Source organism: Dyadobacter sp. LHD-138 (assembly GCF_030929615.1).
Taxonomy (GTDB): domain Bacteria; phylum Bacteroidota; class Bacteroidia; order Cytophagales; family Spirosomataceae; genus Dyadobacter.
In genome coordinates, this window is record NZ_JAVFVU010000015.1 from 62,644 (window position 1) to 80,311 (window position 17,668).

General features: G+C 46.5%; 11 protein-coding genes. 1 reads left to right on the top strand and 10 read right to left on the bottom strand.

The features are described from left to right. Positions 1-10: 10 nt before the first annotated feature. From RB622_RS13400 to RB622_RS13410, 3 genes are read right to left on the bottom strand one after another with little or no spacing between them, the layout of a single operon-like run. Positions 11-916, bottom strand: a complete 906-nt coding sequence (locus RB622_RS13400; protein WP_308047069.1) for a sugar phosphate isomerase/epimerase — start codon at positions 914-916, stop codon at positions 11-13. 21 nt (positions 917-937) lie between these two features. Beyond that, entirely contained in the window at positions 938-2,032 is a 1,095-nt protein-coding gene (locus RB622_RS13405) for a Gfo/Idh/MocA family oxidoreductase (protein WP_308047070.1), read from the bottom strand. 10 nt (positions 2,033-2,042) lie between these two features. Next, positions 2,043-2,876, bottom strand: coding sequence for a phytanoyl-CoA dioxygenase family protein (locus tag RB622_RS13410; RefSeq protein ID WP_308047071.1), 834 nt, complete (start codon positions 2,874-2,876; stop codon positions 2,043-2,045). Positions 2,877-3,040: 164 nt separating this feature from the next. Between RB622_RS13410 and RB622_RS13415 the strand changes: the two genes are divergently transcribed. Then, positions 3,041-3,904 carry an AraC family transcriptional regulator gene (locus RB622_RS13415; protein ID WP_308047072.1) on the top strand — a complete coding sequence of 288 codons (864 nt, stop codon included), beginning with the start codon at positions 3,041-3,043 and terminating at the stop codon, positions 3,902-3,904. A 618-nt stretch (positions 3,905-4,522) separates the two neighbouring features. On the opposite strand, the gene RB622_RS13420 is transcribed toward RB622_RS13415, so the two are convergent. The 7 genes from RB622_RS13420 to RB622_RS13450 all read right to left on the bottom strand — a co-directional run bounded on the left by RB622_RS13420 (position 4,523) and on the right by RB622_RS13450 (position 17,561). Then, on the bottom strand, positions 4,523-5,431 hold the full coding sequence (locus RB622_RS13420) for a DUF6528 family protein (protein ID WP_308047073.1): 909 nt from the start codon (positions 5,429-5,431) through the stop codon (positions 4,523-4,525). A gap of 243 nt (positions 5,432-5,674) precedes the next feature. Next, a complete protein-coding gene (locus RB622_RS13425) occupies positions 5,675-7,228 on the bottom strand; it encodes a RagB/SusD family nutrient uptake outer membrane protein (RefSeq protein WP_308047074.1) in 1,554 nt (517 codons plus the stop codon). Positions 7,229-7,248: 20 nt separating this feature from the next. Next, positions 7,249-10,386: a TonB-dependent receptor gene (locus RB622_RS13430; RefSeq protein WP_308047075.1), complete on the bottom strand. Its 3,138-nt coding sequence runs from the start codon at positions 10,384-10,386 to the stop codon at positions 7,249-7,251. Positions 10,387-10,838: 452 nt separating this feature from the next. Then, on the bottom strand, positions 10,839-11,000 hold the full coding sequence (locus tag RB622_RS13435; RefSeq protein WP_308047076.1) for a hypothetical protein: 162 nt from the start codon (positions 10,998-11,000) through the stop codon (positions 10,839-10,841). 166 nt (positions 11,001-11,166) lie between these two features. Beyond that, the gene (locus RB622_RS13440) at positions 11,167-12,423 is read right to left on the bottom strand and encodes a BspA family leucine-rich repeat surface protein (protein ID WP_308047077.1); all 1,257 of its coding nucleotides are present in this window, start codon (positions 12,421-12,423) and stop codon (positions 11,167-11,169) included. A 186-nt stretch (positions 12,424-12,609) separates the two neighbouring features. Further along, positions 12,610-13,557: a BspA family leucine-rich repeat surface protein gene (locus tag RB622_RS13445; protein ID WP_308047078.1), complete on the bottom strand. Its 948-nt coding sequence runs from the start codon at positions 13,555-13,557 to the stop codon at positions 12,610-12,612. Between the two features lie 71 nt (positions 13,558-13,628). Then, positions 13,629-17,561, bottom strand: a complete 3,933-nt coding sequence (locus tag RB622_RS13450; RefSeq protein WP_308047079.1) for a T9SS type A sorting domain-containing protein — start codon at positions 17,559-17,561, stop codon at positions 13,629-13,631. Positions 17,562-17,668: the final 107 nt, after the last annotated feature.

The following is a 17,668-nucleotide window of genomic DNA, read 5'->3' on the forward strand; positions in this document are numbered from 1 at the left end:
CAACCCGGACCTACAATCCATTGGCCAGCAATCTTTCATCAATAAACTGCTTGGCTCTGGGCACATCCGCTTCTTCCAGGTGCTCGATGATCATCGGGATATTCGGATGTTGCCTGGCCAGCCGTTTAAGATATAAATCGTAATTCAAAGCGCCCAGTCCGGGTGCCGGTAACTCGATCATGCCTACCCCACGAAGTGCATGCGCCTCATCACCATCGATATCAGCCATAGACACGCCAGCAAAGGTTTCGGCCAGCTTTACATCTTTGGCGTGTGCAATCCTGATTTTATCAGACAAAGCATCAAATATCCGGTTCAACGTCAAATCCATAGCCCCGATGTTGTGTTCTTCAAAATAATTGGTGGGATCCATCAACAGACCCAGATTCGGATGGTTAATGTCCGCAAATAACCGGAGCGTTTCTTCAACAGAGCCGATCACATTATTCACATACGTTTCCACACAGAATGTGACGCCATGCTGGCGGGCAAAATCAACAATGCCACCAATGACGTCAAGGCATTCGGCATAACCTTCCTCCGTTTTGTTTTTAGGATCTGAAACCCAGTCACTTTCTAAATGATAAGTCCCTGTTTCACTGATCACATAGGGCGACCCCAGTTCATTGGCATGACGTATGATCTGCCTGAGATGGTCCAGGTTTGCCTTGCGCGTTGCAGCGATGGGGTGCACGAGATTTGTATAACCTGAAATACAGCAAATTGGCAAATTGTGATTTCTGAAAGTGTCCCTGATTTTCCTGGCCTTTGCCGAATCCAGCGCATTGGTCGACAAATCCATGTCTTTGAAAGATACATCCAGCTGCACGGTATTGAAATGAAGCGCCCTGATCCGGGCTGCTGTCTGTGCGAGATCATAAGGAAAATAACCTGTAAAAATTCCAACCTGAACCATAAGATCAATGCGTTTATTTTTTTACGAATATATTTCTGCAATGTCGACAGCCCGGCGTTCTCTTGCTGATACGTAGCAGGCGTCTACCAGGGCCATTGTTTTTAGATTGTCCCTGCCACTGATCTCCGGCTCTCTATTTTGTTCCAGCGCAACCAGCAACTGGGCCATCGGCCCGGCAAAAGCATCCGGAAACCATACTTCCTCCCAACGCGGACGTTGCCAGCCGGCAATGTTTTTGCAGGTAAAATCCAGCGTGCTAGGGCTATGCGCAGGATAAGACGGCCAGCCGATCGTTCCTTTGGCCATACCGTCAAGGCCCTCTACACGGTATTTAATGTAAATATCTTCCTCAGCGCCCTCCCGTGCCGGGCCTGTCCACACATCGTCCCAGGAAGAGGCCCGCATGCCATTTTCATATTCGAGAATATACAGGGCGATACCGTCTTCGTGCGCAAATTTTGAAATCGTACGCGGGTCCTGGGTTACGCTGCAATAAACACTTTTCGGATCGCCAAACCAGTAACGGAAAGTATCCAGGTGGTGAATGCTCATCACCCGCAAAGTAAGCCAGTTCATACCGGCTTGCCAGCCAGTCCAATGCGGGATGGCCCGCATGTCGATCGAGCCAAATACAGGTTTCCCAAGCAGTCCTTTGTTGATAAGGTCTTTGCATGCCCGTACCGATTGGTCATAGCGCATATTCTGATTTACACCCAATACCACACCGGCATCTTCGCAGATCCGGACAATTTCCAAAGCCTCCTGGTAGTTCATCCCCATGGGTTTCTGGGCCAGTATGGCTTTGATATTTTTGTTTTTGACGGCCTCCTTAACGACCGTGAGTTGCGCGTCGGGCGGTACCGCGATGTCTGCCACCTCCACTTCCGGGTCGGTAAACATTTGCTGGTACGACGCGTATACTTTCGCAATTTTATGCCTTTCGGCAACTTTCTGGCTGTTGGCCAAGGTCCGTGACGTGATGGCTACCGGATTAAATCCTGCATTCCTATACGCTACCAGCTGGCAGTCGGCCATGATAAAACCAGCCCCTACACAACCAATACCGACAGATTTATTTTCAGGAAAAACAGGGAGATATTCAAGATTCGTATGCATAAAACATCGGTTATGAGCGGTTCAAATCCTGCAAAGTGATTTCCGCTTCTTTACTGAGAAAATCTGCCTGGGTAACCGACCGGCCCCCGCTTTCCAGTAAAGCACTGTCCGAAACCATTTTTACCGGCTCGATGCATGACATATTTTTTTCTCTGAAAGGTTTGTTAAAAGACAGATTATACGCTGAAATAACCGACCATCGGGGATTATCAGACAGATTAGCGTCCGATCGGTGGAGAATATTGCTGTGAAAGAAAAGCGTATCCCCTGCCTTCAGCTCCACATAAACGAGCTCGCTGTTTTTTTCGGCTTCCGCCACAAAATCCGGATCTGCTCCCTGCTGCTCGCCAACAAATGAATGCTCAAACCGCTGCATTTTATGGGTTCCCTTCAATACCTGTAAACACCCGTTTTCAATCGTGGCATCTGTAAGTGCAACCATCACCGAAATCATGGCCTCAGGGTACAAAAAGCCATTTTTATACCAGTAACCATAGTCCTGGTGCCACTCCCAGGCTCCTCCTTTTTTAGGCTCCTTCTGCATGACCTTTGAATGGAAATGACAAACTTCTCCAACATTTCCAAGCAGCATTTCCACGGCCTTTACCATGCGTTCCGACCGGGACATAAGTCCGAACGAATCATCACCGGGCGTAAACCAGAGTGTCAGCTTTGTCCGGTTTCCGTTGGTATCTTTCAGGTCAAATGCATGGCTCGTCACACTGTCATCAGTGGCCAGGTTATAAAGCAGACCAATCTCATCCTGATTAAAAAAATTACGCTTAATTAAGAACCCATCTCTTTCGAAATCCGATTTTTCGGTAATGCTAAGTTTTGTTTCCATACTTCAAAATGTCTTAATACTGAATAATAGCTAAAATTTTCTTTAAATAGTAATAAGACAAAATAACGGTAATTTTCAGCAGCAGACCATCGGTATTTTCGTAGTTTTATATGTTATTTTGAATAAATGGAATAAAATAATCCTAAAAATATCAAGCATACCAGATGAAACCGCTCATACAGAAACTACCCCTCGATAGCAGCTCATCGTTTGTGGCACGCACTTATACCACACCCCACTTCGAAACGCCCTGGCACCAGCACGAAGAATATGAGTTGCTGATCGCGGCAAAAGGATACGGTTCCGCTTTTATTGGTGACTACATTGGCGCGTATCAGATGGGTGACGTATTTCTCCTGGGCAAAAACCTGCCGCATTGGTTTAGAAAAAAAGATTTTGATATGATCGGCAGTTCCGTGGTCGTTCAGTTCACTGAAGACATTTTTGGCGAGCGTTTTTTGAGCCTGCCCGAAATGCAACTGATCAGAAACACCCTTCATAATGCTTCCCAAGGCATCGCTTTGAAAGGAGCATTAAGGGAAAGAATCGGAAAAACGCTTCGTATGATCGAATCGCTTTCGGGCTTTGCGCAACTGGCCGCCCTGCTCGACTGCCTGCACCAGATCAGTATTTCGGATCAAATCACCTACCTGACCCAGTCACCCATCGTCAGCTTCTCTAAACAAGACCAGGACAGGATTCACAAAGTCTTTGAATACACCATGCAGCATTTTCAAAGAAAAATTTTTCTGAAAGATGTCGCAGCACTTACGAATCAAAGTGTGTCTGCATTCAGTCATTATTTCAAGAAAAACACCAAAAAAAATTATATTCAATTCCTGACCGAAATACGGATTTCCCACGCATGCAAATTGCTCATCACCACGGAAAAATCCATTACCGAAATCTGCTATGAGAGCGGGTTTCACAACTGGTCCAATTTCAGCCAGCATTTTAACACGCTGATGCAGCAGTCTCCACTGAAATACCGGAAGGAGTACCTGACCACAAACGCAGACAAATGGTGATCCGGGAGCCCTGGAAAAATGAGCAATGATGTTTTGTTCTACGCTATCCGAAGATAATTTTTATAGCATTAAAAAAAGGCGCAAATTTGAAGCAAAAATGTATCCAAAACCAACTCCGGGCGGTCTGGATATTACGACTAACTGCAGCCAACACCACCAGCCGTTCCAAAGGAACGATATTTTGCAATTTCAATATCATTGCTACCGCGCGGCGGGATAAATCGATCTGGTTTTCGTTCCGTAGGAACGTTTCGTGATATTGATAGGACCAATTAAGTAGAAATGAAAAAAATATTCAGGTAGCGTAGTTTTGTTCAACTTTGCTGCGGTATTGCTTACCAAAAAATGCTCTCAAAAGCCGAAATTAGAATTTCGACGATTGAGAGCATTTTACTAAACAAAAAATTCGATTTCTGAAATGGTTATGCCACCCTTTCAGGGTTATGACCTTAATGTTTGATCCAATTTCCTACAATAATATCATCCCTTCGGGATTATTAATCCGAAGAATATTTAACCCAATTTCATACATTTACAAGATATTGATTTTGAGCAATTTATAATTTTCAAAATTTCAACAAGGTCTCGTCGGGTTAATACCTTTAAGTTTAAACAACTTTACTGGTAAAACCAGCGGGCTTTGTAAACCTTTAAATCCGGGAAAACAAAACTACGCGCTGGCGCAAGAAAACGTACGTGATAAGTCCACCAACTTTTTTCGGGAATTGTGAAAATGTACTGACCGGAACCATCCCGGCCCAGGCTCTTTATATTTTCACTGTCCGGAAAATCCTTGACCTTTGTGAACTGATGGTCATCCATACTGAAAATCCAGGCGCCATGGTGTTCCGTTACAAAAAGGTTGTCGTCATCCGAAGTCAGGCCCAGTTCATGCCCGCCTATACCCGGAATCTTCCAATGCGCCGTTAAATTAAGACTTTTTCCATCTGTTATCTTGTATTCCCGTAAAACATCATAACCCAACGCAAACAGGCTTTTCCTTTTGGCATTCCAAACCAGACCATGTGCTGAATACAGGCTGTCAGTAAACAACGGCTTGTTGGGTTTACTGATATCAAAAAGCATGATCTTATTTCCATTCGCATGCGTCGAAGCGGCAGCTACCAGTTTGTTTCCGGGCAGTAAAGCAATTGAATGAGCGTTTGGCACATCTGCATAAAAAACCACTTTTTTATCGTGTACATTAAGGATCGCAATCGCGCCGGACGACGACGATATTAATATTTGCTTTCCATTGTTTATGGCTTTGCAATCATCGGTGGAATTAAATTTTTTAGTTCTAAAATCTTCTGGAAGATCTTTTGCCAGATGCGCGTCCCAGCTCCATACGATTTCAGGAATGCTGTCACGGGACTTACTGTAATCCACGATTAGAATTTTACTGTCGCCGCATACCAGAAATGATTTCGGCGTAATGGCTTGTGAGAACGCTGCACAGGCAATCAATACTACGATTCCGAGTGAGCAGGTTAATTTTTTGACGTAATGAAGGTTTGTATTTTTCATGATATAATGATGGTAACAAGGAAGATAGAAGCAGTTATTACAATTGATTTACCCATTTTCTAAAACCTCCCTTAAAGTTTTAGTCGTATAATCCGAAAAAAAGGCCGGAAGCCGTTCCCAGCTTCCAGCGCTCCGGAATTTTGTTTTAGTCCTGAACAAAAAACGAGGTCAAAAGTATAGTCGGCTGCAAACACAAGGCTCAGCATAAAAAATGCATTGTCAATGTGCCCTGCCACGGCAATGTTAGTATCCGTTATTTTGTTCGAGCTTAGGGTTTCTGTCACGTTGTACATCGGGTATTGGCCACCAGTAATCCCTTTGCGCATTGAATGTACGGGTCATGATTGGTTTGGCAGCATAGGTAAAAATTGGCCCGTTGAGTACAGTCTCGGCAGTTTTCCACCTGCGGATATCCGTGTAGTACATGCCTTCGCCCGCAAATTCCACTCTGCGTTCCAGGCGTATTATCTCCCTCATTTCAGCTTTTGTCTTTCCTTCTGTCACTTTTGGCATTCCTGCTCTTACACGCACTTTATTAACAGCCTCCAAAATCGACGCGTCGGGTGCGGCAACGGCCTCATTTTGTGCTTCTGCATACGTAAGCAGTACATCAGCAAAGCGCATGACCATATAGTTGATTTCCGACCGGCCGCCCTGAAGATTGTTACTGTTGGCTTCCTTGTCGTATATGGTATATTTTTTAGTCCCATATCCGGTCACCACAAATCGGGACGGCGTTACCACTTCTCCCTGAAAAGTATCGCCCGGGTATACAATCGTCTGATACATACGTGGATCACGATTGTTGTGCGGATTGGCAGCGTCGTACAAAGGTGACTGGGATTGCGGTAGCCCATCTTTCATCAGGTATGCGTTCACCAGATCCCGCACGGGCGCGTTCGTGTTATATTGGCGACCGACCAGGTCAAATGAACTTCCCAGCTGTGGCGCCATAAACTGTACATCAAATATGGACTCGACGCTGTTATCATTTGCAGGAAGAAACAGGCGGCGATAGTCCGCAAACAGCGCGTAGCCAGTTCCAGCCAAATCGATAACCGCCTTGGCAGCATCGGCAGCCAGTTTCCACTTGGCCACATCGCCCGAGGGATTGTTGAGTGGACTCGCCTCAAAAAGCAGCACTTTCGCTTTCAAAGCCAATGCCGCACCTTTGGTAGCTCTGCCAATGTCTGTACCTGCCGTGTATTTTACAGGCAGGACAGCCGCTGCCTGATCCAGATCCTTCAACACCTGCTCCACCACTTCCGCCCGCGTATTGCGTGGCAGCGCCGACTGAGTAACCGGATCTGGCTGAGCAAGAATCAAAGGCACCCCGCCATAATAGGTTGCCAGTATCGAATAATACAATCCCCTCAGGAAGGCGGCCTCTCCTTTCATCCTGTTTTTTAACGCGGCATCCATTGAAACTCCATCAATTTTTGCCAAAAGCGTGTTGCAGCGACCAATACCCCGGTAGCTGTCGTCCCACCGGGTTATGATGATCGATGAATTGGTTCCGGTTTGTGTACCCGCACCAATCACATTCCAGCCTCCCGAATTGTCATAATTATAAGCATTCGGTGTTGCAGTTTCTTCCCAGAGCGGTGTCGCCGTGCCTCCAAATAGTCCCTCATTTCGCAAGACAGCATAACTACCCGTGAGGCCCATCATAGCATTGGATTCAGAAGTCCAGAAGGAATCCTCGGTATAGCGGTCGTTCGGCTCAACATTTAATGTATCGTTCCCGCAACCGGCTATGAATAAGCTGAGTGTAAAAACGCAAATTATCTTTTTCATAATGTCTTTTAAAAATAGGATTAGAAAGTAACGTTCAGGCCAAAGCTCAGCGTCTTTAACATCGGATAGTCGTACAGTGTGTCCGCAGTGATATTCCGTTCAGGGTCAGAATCTTTATACTTCGAAAAAGTGAAAAAGTTCTGAGCATTGGCGAACAGGTTTAACTTGCTGATAGAGGCTCGGGAAAGCCATTTTTCCGGAAAAGCATAATTCAGCTGAATATTCTGAACCCGTAGGTAGGATCCGCTCCTGAGCCAGGCGGTCGAATTCTGATAATTCTCCGAGCCGCCCTGTGGCGTGGTGAGTATGGGCAATCTCGCACCTGTATTTTCCGGTGTCCAGGAATCGGTTGCCCATTCTTTGGTTAGACCGGCTCCGTTGTTGACAGGATAAGCAAGATTGGCAGTAGGATAAATATTTATACCCTGTACGCCCTGCAAATAAGTGTTCAGGCTGAACTGTCTGTAAGTCAGATTAATTGCGAAACTGTAATTCCACTTCGGGATCGACGAACCGGTAATAACCCGGTCATCGCCATTGATGGTACCACTGTTGTTGACATCCTTGTATTTAAGGTAACCCGGTTTCACGGCGCTGCTCACTTTTGCACTATTATTGATCTCTTCCTGGGTCTGGTAAATCCCCTCGCTTTGCAGTAAATAGTAAGAATCCAGTGCGTGTCCTTCTTTTAATATTCTCCGGCCATTAATAACCGTTTCGCCGTTCAGATCGACGATTTCGTTTTTAACGTAACTAATTGCCGTACGGACGTCGTACTTGAAATCACCAAGCCGGTTTCTGTGACTCAGCGTAACCTCAAACCCTTTGTTATCCACGACTCCAATATTTCTTTGCGGTCCGTTCAGCGCCCCAACCTGCGAAGGGATAGCGACCTGACGTAAAATGCCGGATGTACGTTTTTTGAAAACTTCAAACTCCCCGGAAAGCTTGCCCGACCACGCCTCTACATCCAAACCGGCGTTGTAAGTGGTAGTAGTTTCCCAGGAAATCCCCGGATCGTTGTATGACCTCGTGGCTGCACCCGGCTGAAGCACATTCCCAAACGAATAATCACTACCCAGATCTACAACATTGAGATAACTGTAAAGCGGCACAGCCTGGTTGCCCAGCTTTCCTAAGGAGGCCCGTAGTTTCAACAGATTGATAAAACGGAGATCAAAGAATTTTTCCTGATCGATGCGCCAGCCCGCAGATAACCCCGGGAAAAGCCCCCAGCGATTGTCCTGACCGAAACGTGAAGAACCATCGTATCGTACCACTGCTTCAAGAAGGTATCTTTCCTTGAAATCATAATTCACCCTTCCGAAAAAAGAGGTAAGTCTGTCACGGGTTGTCACACCCGACACGACGGGATTTAAAGAGCTCGCATTCAAATCGGTCAGCGTATTGCCCGAAAGATTTTCTATGCTGGCACCGAAATTACTATTGTCAAAATCATTGTAGCTTGTTCCCGCCAGCGCAGACCAGTGGTGATGCGTTGCAAACGTTTTATCCCATGAAACGGTCTGAAAGAAATTGAGGTTTAAGTTGCTTATATTACCATTGTAAGACACGGTCTGACCGTAGTTCATGACGGCAAAAGTGAGCGGATCATACGTGTTCACCCTGGAATTAAAACGTCTTTCTACAGTATCAAGCTTGTCAAGTCCAAGATTGATACTGTACTTGATATCAAATGGGAGCTGATAATCAGCAAACAGTTTTGTGAAAATCCGCTGCACCGTAGGTTTACGATACCCTTCCCTGACCAGTTTCATTGGATTTTCGATCAGGTTACGTCCGGGCGTTCTGAAGGCAACGTTGCCATATCGCCCATCCTCAAGATACGGTGTAAAAATTGGCAACACCCGCATCAGCGAACCGAAATATCCCGCAGTCCCGTCTGCTGGTTCAGTGGATTTTCTGTAATTGGCAATGATATTAGCTCCTACCCGCAGGCGTTTGCTCACCTGTGAGGACAGATTCAGATCCACCGAATAGCGTTGGGCGTTGTCATTGGCTATGAGCACACCTTTTTGGTTCATGTACCCAAGGGACAAGTTGTACAGCATTTTGTCGGATCCGCCGGAGAACTGAAGATGGTGCTGGTTCAACGTACCGTTTTTCATCACCTTGTCAAACCAGTTGATATTCGGATAAGCATAAGGATTGGTGGCCATGCCGGTTCTGTACTGTTCAATCTGAGCATCCGAATAATCTACCACCGTTTTGCCTTCATTGCGTAGCGCCTGGTTTTTAAGCTGCATATACTGAATCGGATCCCAGATCACATCAGGCATCATCGTAGGGCTCTGAATACCATGGGAAAAGTTGTAACTGATTTTGTTTTTCCCGGCTTTGCCTGTCTTGGTTGTGATCAAAACAACACCATTCGCAGCACGTGACCCGTAAATGGCAGCAGAAGCATCTTTAAGTACCGTGATGGTCTCGATATCATTGGGATTGACTTCATTCATATCGTACTCCATACCATTTACCAGTACCAATGGGTTACTGTTATTGGTCGTTCCAACCCCTCTGATCCGTATCGTGGCATTGTCAGCCCCTGGCCGTGAACCGGACTGGTTGACCCATAACCCGGATACCCCATGCATGGCCTGGCTGGCGTTGGTGACTGGCGTATTTTCTTTGGTCTTCATATCGAGCGTCGACAACGCCCCAGTCAGGTTCATTTTCTTCTGTGTTCCATAACCAACCACCACCAGTTCGTCCAGTGTTTTGTTGTCCGGTTTCAGCGTTATATTCAGGCCAGTTTTGTTGCCAACAACGACCTCCTGGGATAAATAACCCACAAACGAAAACACCAGAATATCGGAAGCCGTTGGTGTTGCAATTTGAAATTTCCCGTTAACATCCGTTGTTGTGCCCTGCTGGGTTCCCTTGATCAAAACACTGACGCCTGGCAAAGCAGCGCCCGTTTCGTCAGTAACAGTCCCGGTAAGACTTTGTTCCACAAGGCTTTCAATAGCTCCGACCGAACTCACTGGTGACTTTTTTTCATTTTTAAGTAGCATCCGCCGCCCCTCCGCTTCACGGGCATTGGAAAATCCGCAAAAAAATAAAATGATGATCATTTGATAAAATGACACTTTCATTCCGCTCCAGACAAGGGTCGGAATTTGTAATTTTTTGTTCATAAATTGATAAGGTCTAAGGTTTAAAATGCAACTTTAAACAAGTACATCGCCTCTTGTAAAGGATTTAAACTGACGTTTGCGTATAATCCGGTAATGTTGACCCGTTACCGGATTTTGTACTATCCAAACGATTATTAAAAGGATTTAGCAATTATTTTTCAATCAAATCAGGTTGGGTTTAGGATGAATAAAGCTGCAAAATTGATCATTCAGTATTATCCCGGTATTACGTAGATTTAATCAGTGGATTAAGATTTGAGAGAATCAAAATTGATGCAGAAGGCAATACTCCGATCTTTTCAGAGATTGATCTGTGATTTGAAGAACTTATTTGTCAATTTCCGCGCCGCTATAAGAAGGTAAATTCACACAGACTGGATCTGAGACGGGCGTATAATATGCCGCTTTTAATCAGAGGAAGCGCGAGAAGCTTCCGCTTTTTCCTTACGTTATCAGCTAAACGTTCGGTTGTATTTGCTATCTGCAAAATATTTGAGCGCTTCTGCGTCCAACTGCATTGTTCCGCTCAATTTATCCCGGAACGTAGCCGGATTAGTCACATCAGGAAATACAACATGAATACCCGGAGCGCCTGGCACGACGGACAACCGCATTCGCTCCGGGATGTTTATTTATTAAACTACAAGCCCTTTTCACGGTTTCATTTGTAGTGCTATCGGCCTTCGGAGGTCACGCCAATCCAAGAAACGACATTTTAGCCGATTGCTGATAGCCGACTGCCAACGTAAAACGATCTTGCAATATTATTTGTGAGAAGGTCTACTGTTTTACGAATTGATGTACCGAAGTTTCTTTCCCGGAAAGCTGAATAACATAGGTCCCGGGAAGCAATTGTTGTACATCAAAACGAACGGGCTGATCACTTCCTGTAATGTTTTTATAGTCGATCAACAGGCCGTTGACGTTGAAAAGGTTGGCTTTGTTGTATAAATTGGGTTTAAACTTTACGGTGACCGGCAGTTGGCTGACAGGGTTAGGGTAAACAATCGAGGGCTCTTTATTGAACGGAACATAGACGGTCTTTATCCCATGATTGTGTGCTGCATCATCTAAATCTACCTGAGTCAGTCGGTAATAATTGTTGCCGTTATCGGGGTATGCATCCGTATAACTATAATTTGACGCAGCGTTTCCTCCAAACCCGGCAACTATCTGTTTCAGAAAACTAAAACGTATTCCATCCGTACTTCTTTCTAATACAAAATGACTGTTGTTCACTTCGGCAACCGTTTGCCAGCTGATCAGCACCGTACCAGCTTGTAGCTTCACCGCATATTTGGTTAACGTTACAGGTAATGGCAAGTTACATCCACTGGCAACTCCTGCATCACTGATTAACCATCCTTTCGCTATAAGAATATTTCTGTACGGCAAAGCATCACTGGCATACTGCCTCGTAACCGCTCCCAATGTGAGGTTACTTGGGGTAGAAGCGTTTTGAGCCCATCCCCTCAGTGTCAAACCGTAATTTTCGCAATCTATCCCAGAGCTGTTAAAAAAATTGACCAGGTTAATACCTTCTTTCAATTGCCAGCTGCCGATATTCTGATTAAAGGCAGTGGCCGCATTAAGCATCCCGGACATATCGGTTAACTTTTCGAAATTCCAATTCAAAACAGGCTGATTGAAGGCAGCGGCTCCAGAAAACAGGAAATCCATACGAGTTACGTTAGACGTATTCCAGTTATCGACAGGATTGTTAAAAGTGCTAGCGCCGCTAAACATATAACTCATGCTGGTTACGTTTGACGTATTCCAGTTGTTAATCGGAGAATTAAAAGAACTGGCGCCATTAAACATATTCGCCATGCTGGTTACCAGGGTGAGGTTGGGTGCAGCGGCTGGTAGGCTGAGAAGGTTGCTACAACCTTGGAAGGCACCATTCATATTTGACCACACCATGTTCCCCCAGCTTTCCTCCGCCGTTAAGGCTTTTGCAGCATTGCTATTCTCATTCATCTTAATGGCTGTATATTCCCCTCTGATATAGAGCCGGTAGGTACCTGATTTAGGCATCAATGTATTTAAAGTCAGTGTGCCCCCTTTTGCCTGGTAGCTGCCTGAGTTAATCGCAACATTATCTACTTTTTCCCAATAATATCCGTAATTAGCGCCAGTTGATGGAATTTCTAAATGCGTATCGATAGCCAGTTTTTCGGTATCCCAAACTGTAATAAAAGCGTTGGTATGATCGATAATTGGTTAGATCGAGCAACCAAATGATTCACCGGCATCTGAGAAAGTCCAGCCTTTATCAGATGCGAGGGAGTTCCTAAAGACCAGCGCATCGCTCGCATATCGAATGTCAACTGCATCTAAAGCAATATTTTGGGGCGTACTGCTATTTTGAGCCCACCCCTTAAGCGTTAATCCATAGTTTTTGCAATCCAATCCACAGCGATTAAAAAAAAAGACCAGGCTTACACCTGCTTTCAATTGCCAGTTACCAATATTCTGGTTAAATGCAGTTGCCCCATTAAACATCCCGGTCATATTGGTTACCTTTTCGACATTCCAGCTCGCAATAGGTTGATTGAATGCAATGGCTCCAGAAAACATATAACTCATATCCGTTACGTTAGAGGTATTCCAATGGTCGACCAGATTGTTAAAGATGCTGGCGCCACCAAACATATACCTAAGGCTGGTCACCTGGCTCAGATCAGGTGCGGCTATTGGTATATTTGCAAGGTTCGCACATCCCCTAAATGCATTCGCCATCGTACTCCATACGATATTGCCCCAACTTTCTACGGCGGTCAACGCCGGTGCTGAATTGGCGTTTCCCAACATACTGATCGCGGTATAGTTGCCTTTAATATATAGCCGGTATTTGCCCGTGTTATTGGGGATTGAAGGTATACTCAGGTTGCCGGATTGCGTGATATAATTTGCTCCGGCATTAATACCTGGATCGCCGACATTTTCCCAATAGTATGCGTAGTTGGTGCCTGTAGAAGGCACTTCTAAATGCGTGTCGGCACTCATTTTATCAGTATCCCAAATGGTAATAAATGCACCGGCATGATCCTGCGCTTTTACTGATATTGAATATAAAAAACAGCATAGTAGAGTAAAGAGCAATTTTTGGAAACAGGTGGATGTAAACCCGCCTGCCGGGATTCGCTGATCTCTGGTGAAAGTTTTCATGTGTTTTATTGTCAAAAGAGGTTTTTACTTGGCAAAACAATGTGGAACCAGGATAATGACCTGTCAATTCCTTACTCCTTCACAACCTTTTTCGTAACCTCCCCGGCAGCGGAACGGATGGTCAAAAGATAGATGCCCGGCAGCATCTTATCCAGACCCGTGATCAGGCTTTCGCCAGAAGACGGGATCACCCGTTTTTCCACGGTTCCCACAGACTGGCCGTCCATTGAAACCCAGTGAAAGGTTACGGTTTCTCCCGGTATAAATTTGACTTTTACATACTCAGAAAAGGGATTGGGGAATACCGTAGCCTGCAGCGTTTGCAGGTTTCCGTCGCGACAGCTGGCTATGGAGCTGTAAGCGTAGCTGCCGTCAAGATCCACCATCTTTAGACGGTAGTACAGCATAGCGCCTGCCGGGACTATTTCGGCATCCGTGTAGTTGTACCGATGCGTCTGAACGCCGACCGCGGTACCTTTTACCCGCGCTATTTCTGTGAAATTTTTAGCATCCAGACTTCTTTGCACCGCAAAATAGTCGTTGTCTTTTTCCACTGTAGTTGCCCAACTTAATTGCCTCACATTTTCCTCAGCCTTTGCATGGAAGGATACCAACGTAACCGGAAGCGGTACAGTGCTGATGGTCTGCATGCCGGCTTCATTGGTTTGGTTATTGGTAATGGAGGGTGACGAGCCACTAAAAGTTAGGGTAGCAGGATTGGAAGCACCGTTAATATGAAACGTTTTGTTGAGCGTACCGGTAGGCGCTATATTGGCCATCACAATCAGGTAAATTGTGCTTCCCCCAGCCAGGGAAACATTTCCAGTATTGAAGGTAAGCGTCTCCCCTGCCCCGGTTGAAGTATTATCGCTGCCAATCACCGAGCCAAGAACCCTGCCATTAACAGCCCCAGCGTTCACCGTGGGCATGTCGCTCTGACACAAACTAAAAGAACTGATGTCACCGGCAGCATAATTGCCATTGGTGGTAACGTTAAAATTTGTCAAAGTTGCTCCCTGACCGTTACCCATGACTACTTTGAGTACATAAAAAGGATGGTTTGTAGCAGCCGGGGGAGCATTGGATGCGGCCGTTTTTTCGGTTGAATAGGTCACCGTGGGTGCAACAATCGTCTGCCATTTTGCCACATCTGCATTTTGGTTGATGATGGTGGGTGTTGTGTTCTTGTAAGTAATGTTCAGGGTGCTGCTGGCCCCTCCGTTGATACCGATCCTCTTGCCTGCTGTGGCATTGGATTGTATATCTGCACTTAAAAAGAAATACGTTGTGGAATTGGCTGCAAGCGCCTGTTCCGTCAAACCGAAGGAGAGTACTTCCCCCGTTCCGGTGGCCGATACCGTACCCCGTGTACCGATAGGGCTAGCCGTTGCCAGGCTGGCGGTGCTATTCTTCCAGAGTCTGAACTGGCTGATATCGGCGGCAGTATAGTTCCCACTCGTATTGATCGCAACTGAGCTTAAAGTTACCGGAGCGACGGAACCTACCTCTACTTTGAGTATATACAACAGGTGATTCACCGTGCCCTGCAACGCGTTTGCTGCCGGTACCGATTCCATGGAGTAGGTTACCGTGGGAGCAGTAATCGTTTGTAATCCTGCCACATCGCTCTGGTTGTTGGTGATGGTGGGTGGTGGGCTGGTGTACGTAATATTGAGGACGTTGCTGGCTCCGTTGATGCCAAAAGTCTTGCCAGCCGTGGCTCCCGGCTTTACATCCGCATTTACAAGAAAATAGGTGGTGGAACCGGCACCAAGGGTCTGTGCCGCTCCTCCCAAAGTGAGCGTCTCCCCGGCCCCGGTTAGAGAGGCATCCGCACCCCAATAGCTGGCCCCGGTCTTGCTGGGAGCAGTATTCCGCCAGATTGCGAATTGACTAATATCGGAGGTTGCATAAGTTCCGCTGGTTTTGATGGACACTGAACTTAAAGTCACCGGTGCCGCAGGACCAACCACCACTTTGAGGATGTAAGCCGACCGATCAACGGTGCCCTGCAAAATATTGGCTGCCGACACAACTTCAGTAGTGTAAGTTACCGTGGGAGCAGTAATCGTTTGTAATCCTGCCACATCGTTCTGGTTGTTGGTGATGGTGGGTGGTGGGCTGGTGTACGTAATATTGAGGACGTTGCTGGCTCCGTTGATGCCAAAAGTCTTGCCAGCCGTGGCTCCCGGCTTTACATCCGCATTTACAAGAAAATAGGTGGTGGAACCAGCACCAAGGGTCTGTGCCGCTCCTCCCAAAGTGAGCGTCTCCCCGGCCCCGGTTAGAGAGGCATCCGCAGCCCAATAGCTGGCCCCGGTCTTGCTGGGAGCAGTATTCCGCCAGATTACGAATTGACTAATATCGGAGGGTGCATAAGTTCCACTCGTTTTGATAGACACTGAACTTAAAGTCACCGGTGCCGCAGGACCAACCACCACTTTGAGAATGTAAACCGACCGATCAACAGTGCCCTGCAAAACATTGGCTGCGGGCACAGCCTCAGTAGTGTAGGTTACCGTGGGAGCAACAATCGTTTGCAGCCCACCCGCATCAGACTGGGAATTGTTAGTGGGAATAGGTATGGGCGTGTAGTAGTTGATATCGAACGCAGCGCCAGTTCCGTTGATACCGACCGTCTTGCCCGCTGTGGCATCGGACTTTACATTCGCGCTTACAAGCAAATAGGTAGTGGAATTGGCAGCAAGGTCACCTCGCAAAAAAAACATTGAGAGTGTTTCTCCGGCACCGGTTACGGCTCCTACCGTACCTGAAGAGGTAGCGTTTGTCAGACTAGGGCTGCTGTTCTGCCATATTTTGAATTCGCTGATCTCGGAGGTTGTATAGTTTCCTTTCGTCGGCAGCGCGATGGATTTTAACTTCACAGGTGACTCAGAACCTACCACTACTTTGAGAATATACAGCAATTTATCGCTGGTGCCCTGCAATACACTGGCTGCTGGCACAGCCTGGGTTGTGTAGGTAACCTTGGGAATCACAATGGTCTGCAAACCAGACACATTTGTCTGGTTATCGGTGACGGTGGGCGTACGATTTCTGTAAGAAATCTGGAGGGTCTTGGCGCTCCCATCGATACCGAATGTCCTTCCCTCGGTGGCCGTGCCTGTTATATTTGCCTTCACTTCGAAATAGTGGACCGAATTGGCAGGGAGCACACTCCGTGGAAATCGCCAGGAGAGCGTCTCGCCGTTACCACTGACAGTTCCACTACTAGGCCCGTAATATGAATTGCCTCGTTTAAGAGAAAAGCTGCTGATATCGGCGTCAGTATAGGTTCCGGTTGTCTTGATGTTAATGTCGGTTATTTCTATGTCCAACGGCCCTACTTCTACTTTAAAGGTATGCAGCAAGTGAGCGATCTCGTCCCTCGTTGCCTTGCCAGCCGGCACAATTTCGGTTGAGTAGGTCACTTTGGGAACAACAATCGTTTGTAATCCGGCTGCATTAGTTTGTTGGTTATCGACGACGGGTAAATTGTAATAGTATCCAATGTTCAGGGGGTCGGTGGCTCCATTGATACCAAACGTGCGCCCTCCCGTTGCCGTCAGGGGTACATCCGCCGTTAAAAAGAAATAAACAGTGGAAGGGGAAGCCAATCCAATTGATCTTCCGCGAAATTCGAGCGTCTCTCCGGCACCACCTAGGGATGCAGTCGATTGGAAGAGCTGGGCATCTGCCAGATTGGCGTTGGTGGTATTGTACCAGAGTGTGAATCCGCTAATATCTGCCGACTTATAGGTTCCTGTCGTCTTGATAGCGACAGGGCCCACCGTTACTCCTCCCTGGTTACCCACCACTACTTTAACTTTATAGATCAGGTGCTTGGAGGTGCCAACGGGCACGCCGGCCGCGCTCAGCGGTTCCGTGGTATACGTCACCGACCGCTGCGCCATCGCAAGCTGGCTAATCAGCATCAAAGCCATGCACCAAACGGGCAATAGCCCGCCGCTGGGGATTCGTTTATTTGTAAAGAAATTTTTCATGTTTTCCGGTTGTGAAATGATAGTTGAGGAATTCTTTTTTGCGTAGCGCAAATTAGTGTGTTGCAGAAGTACAGACTGTAAATTTTAAGACAAATGCTATCAAATTC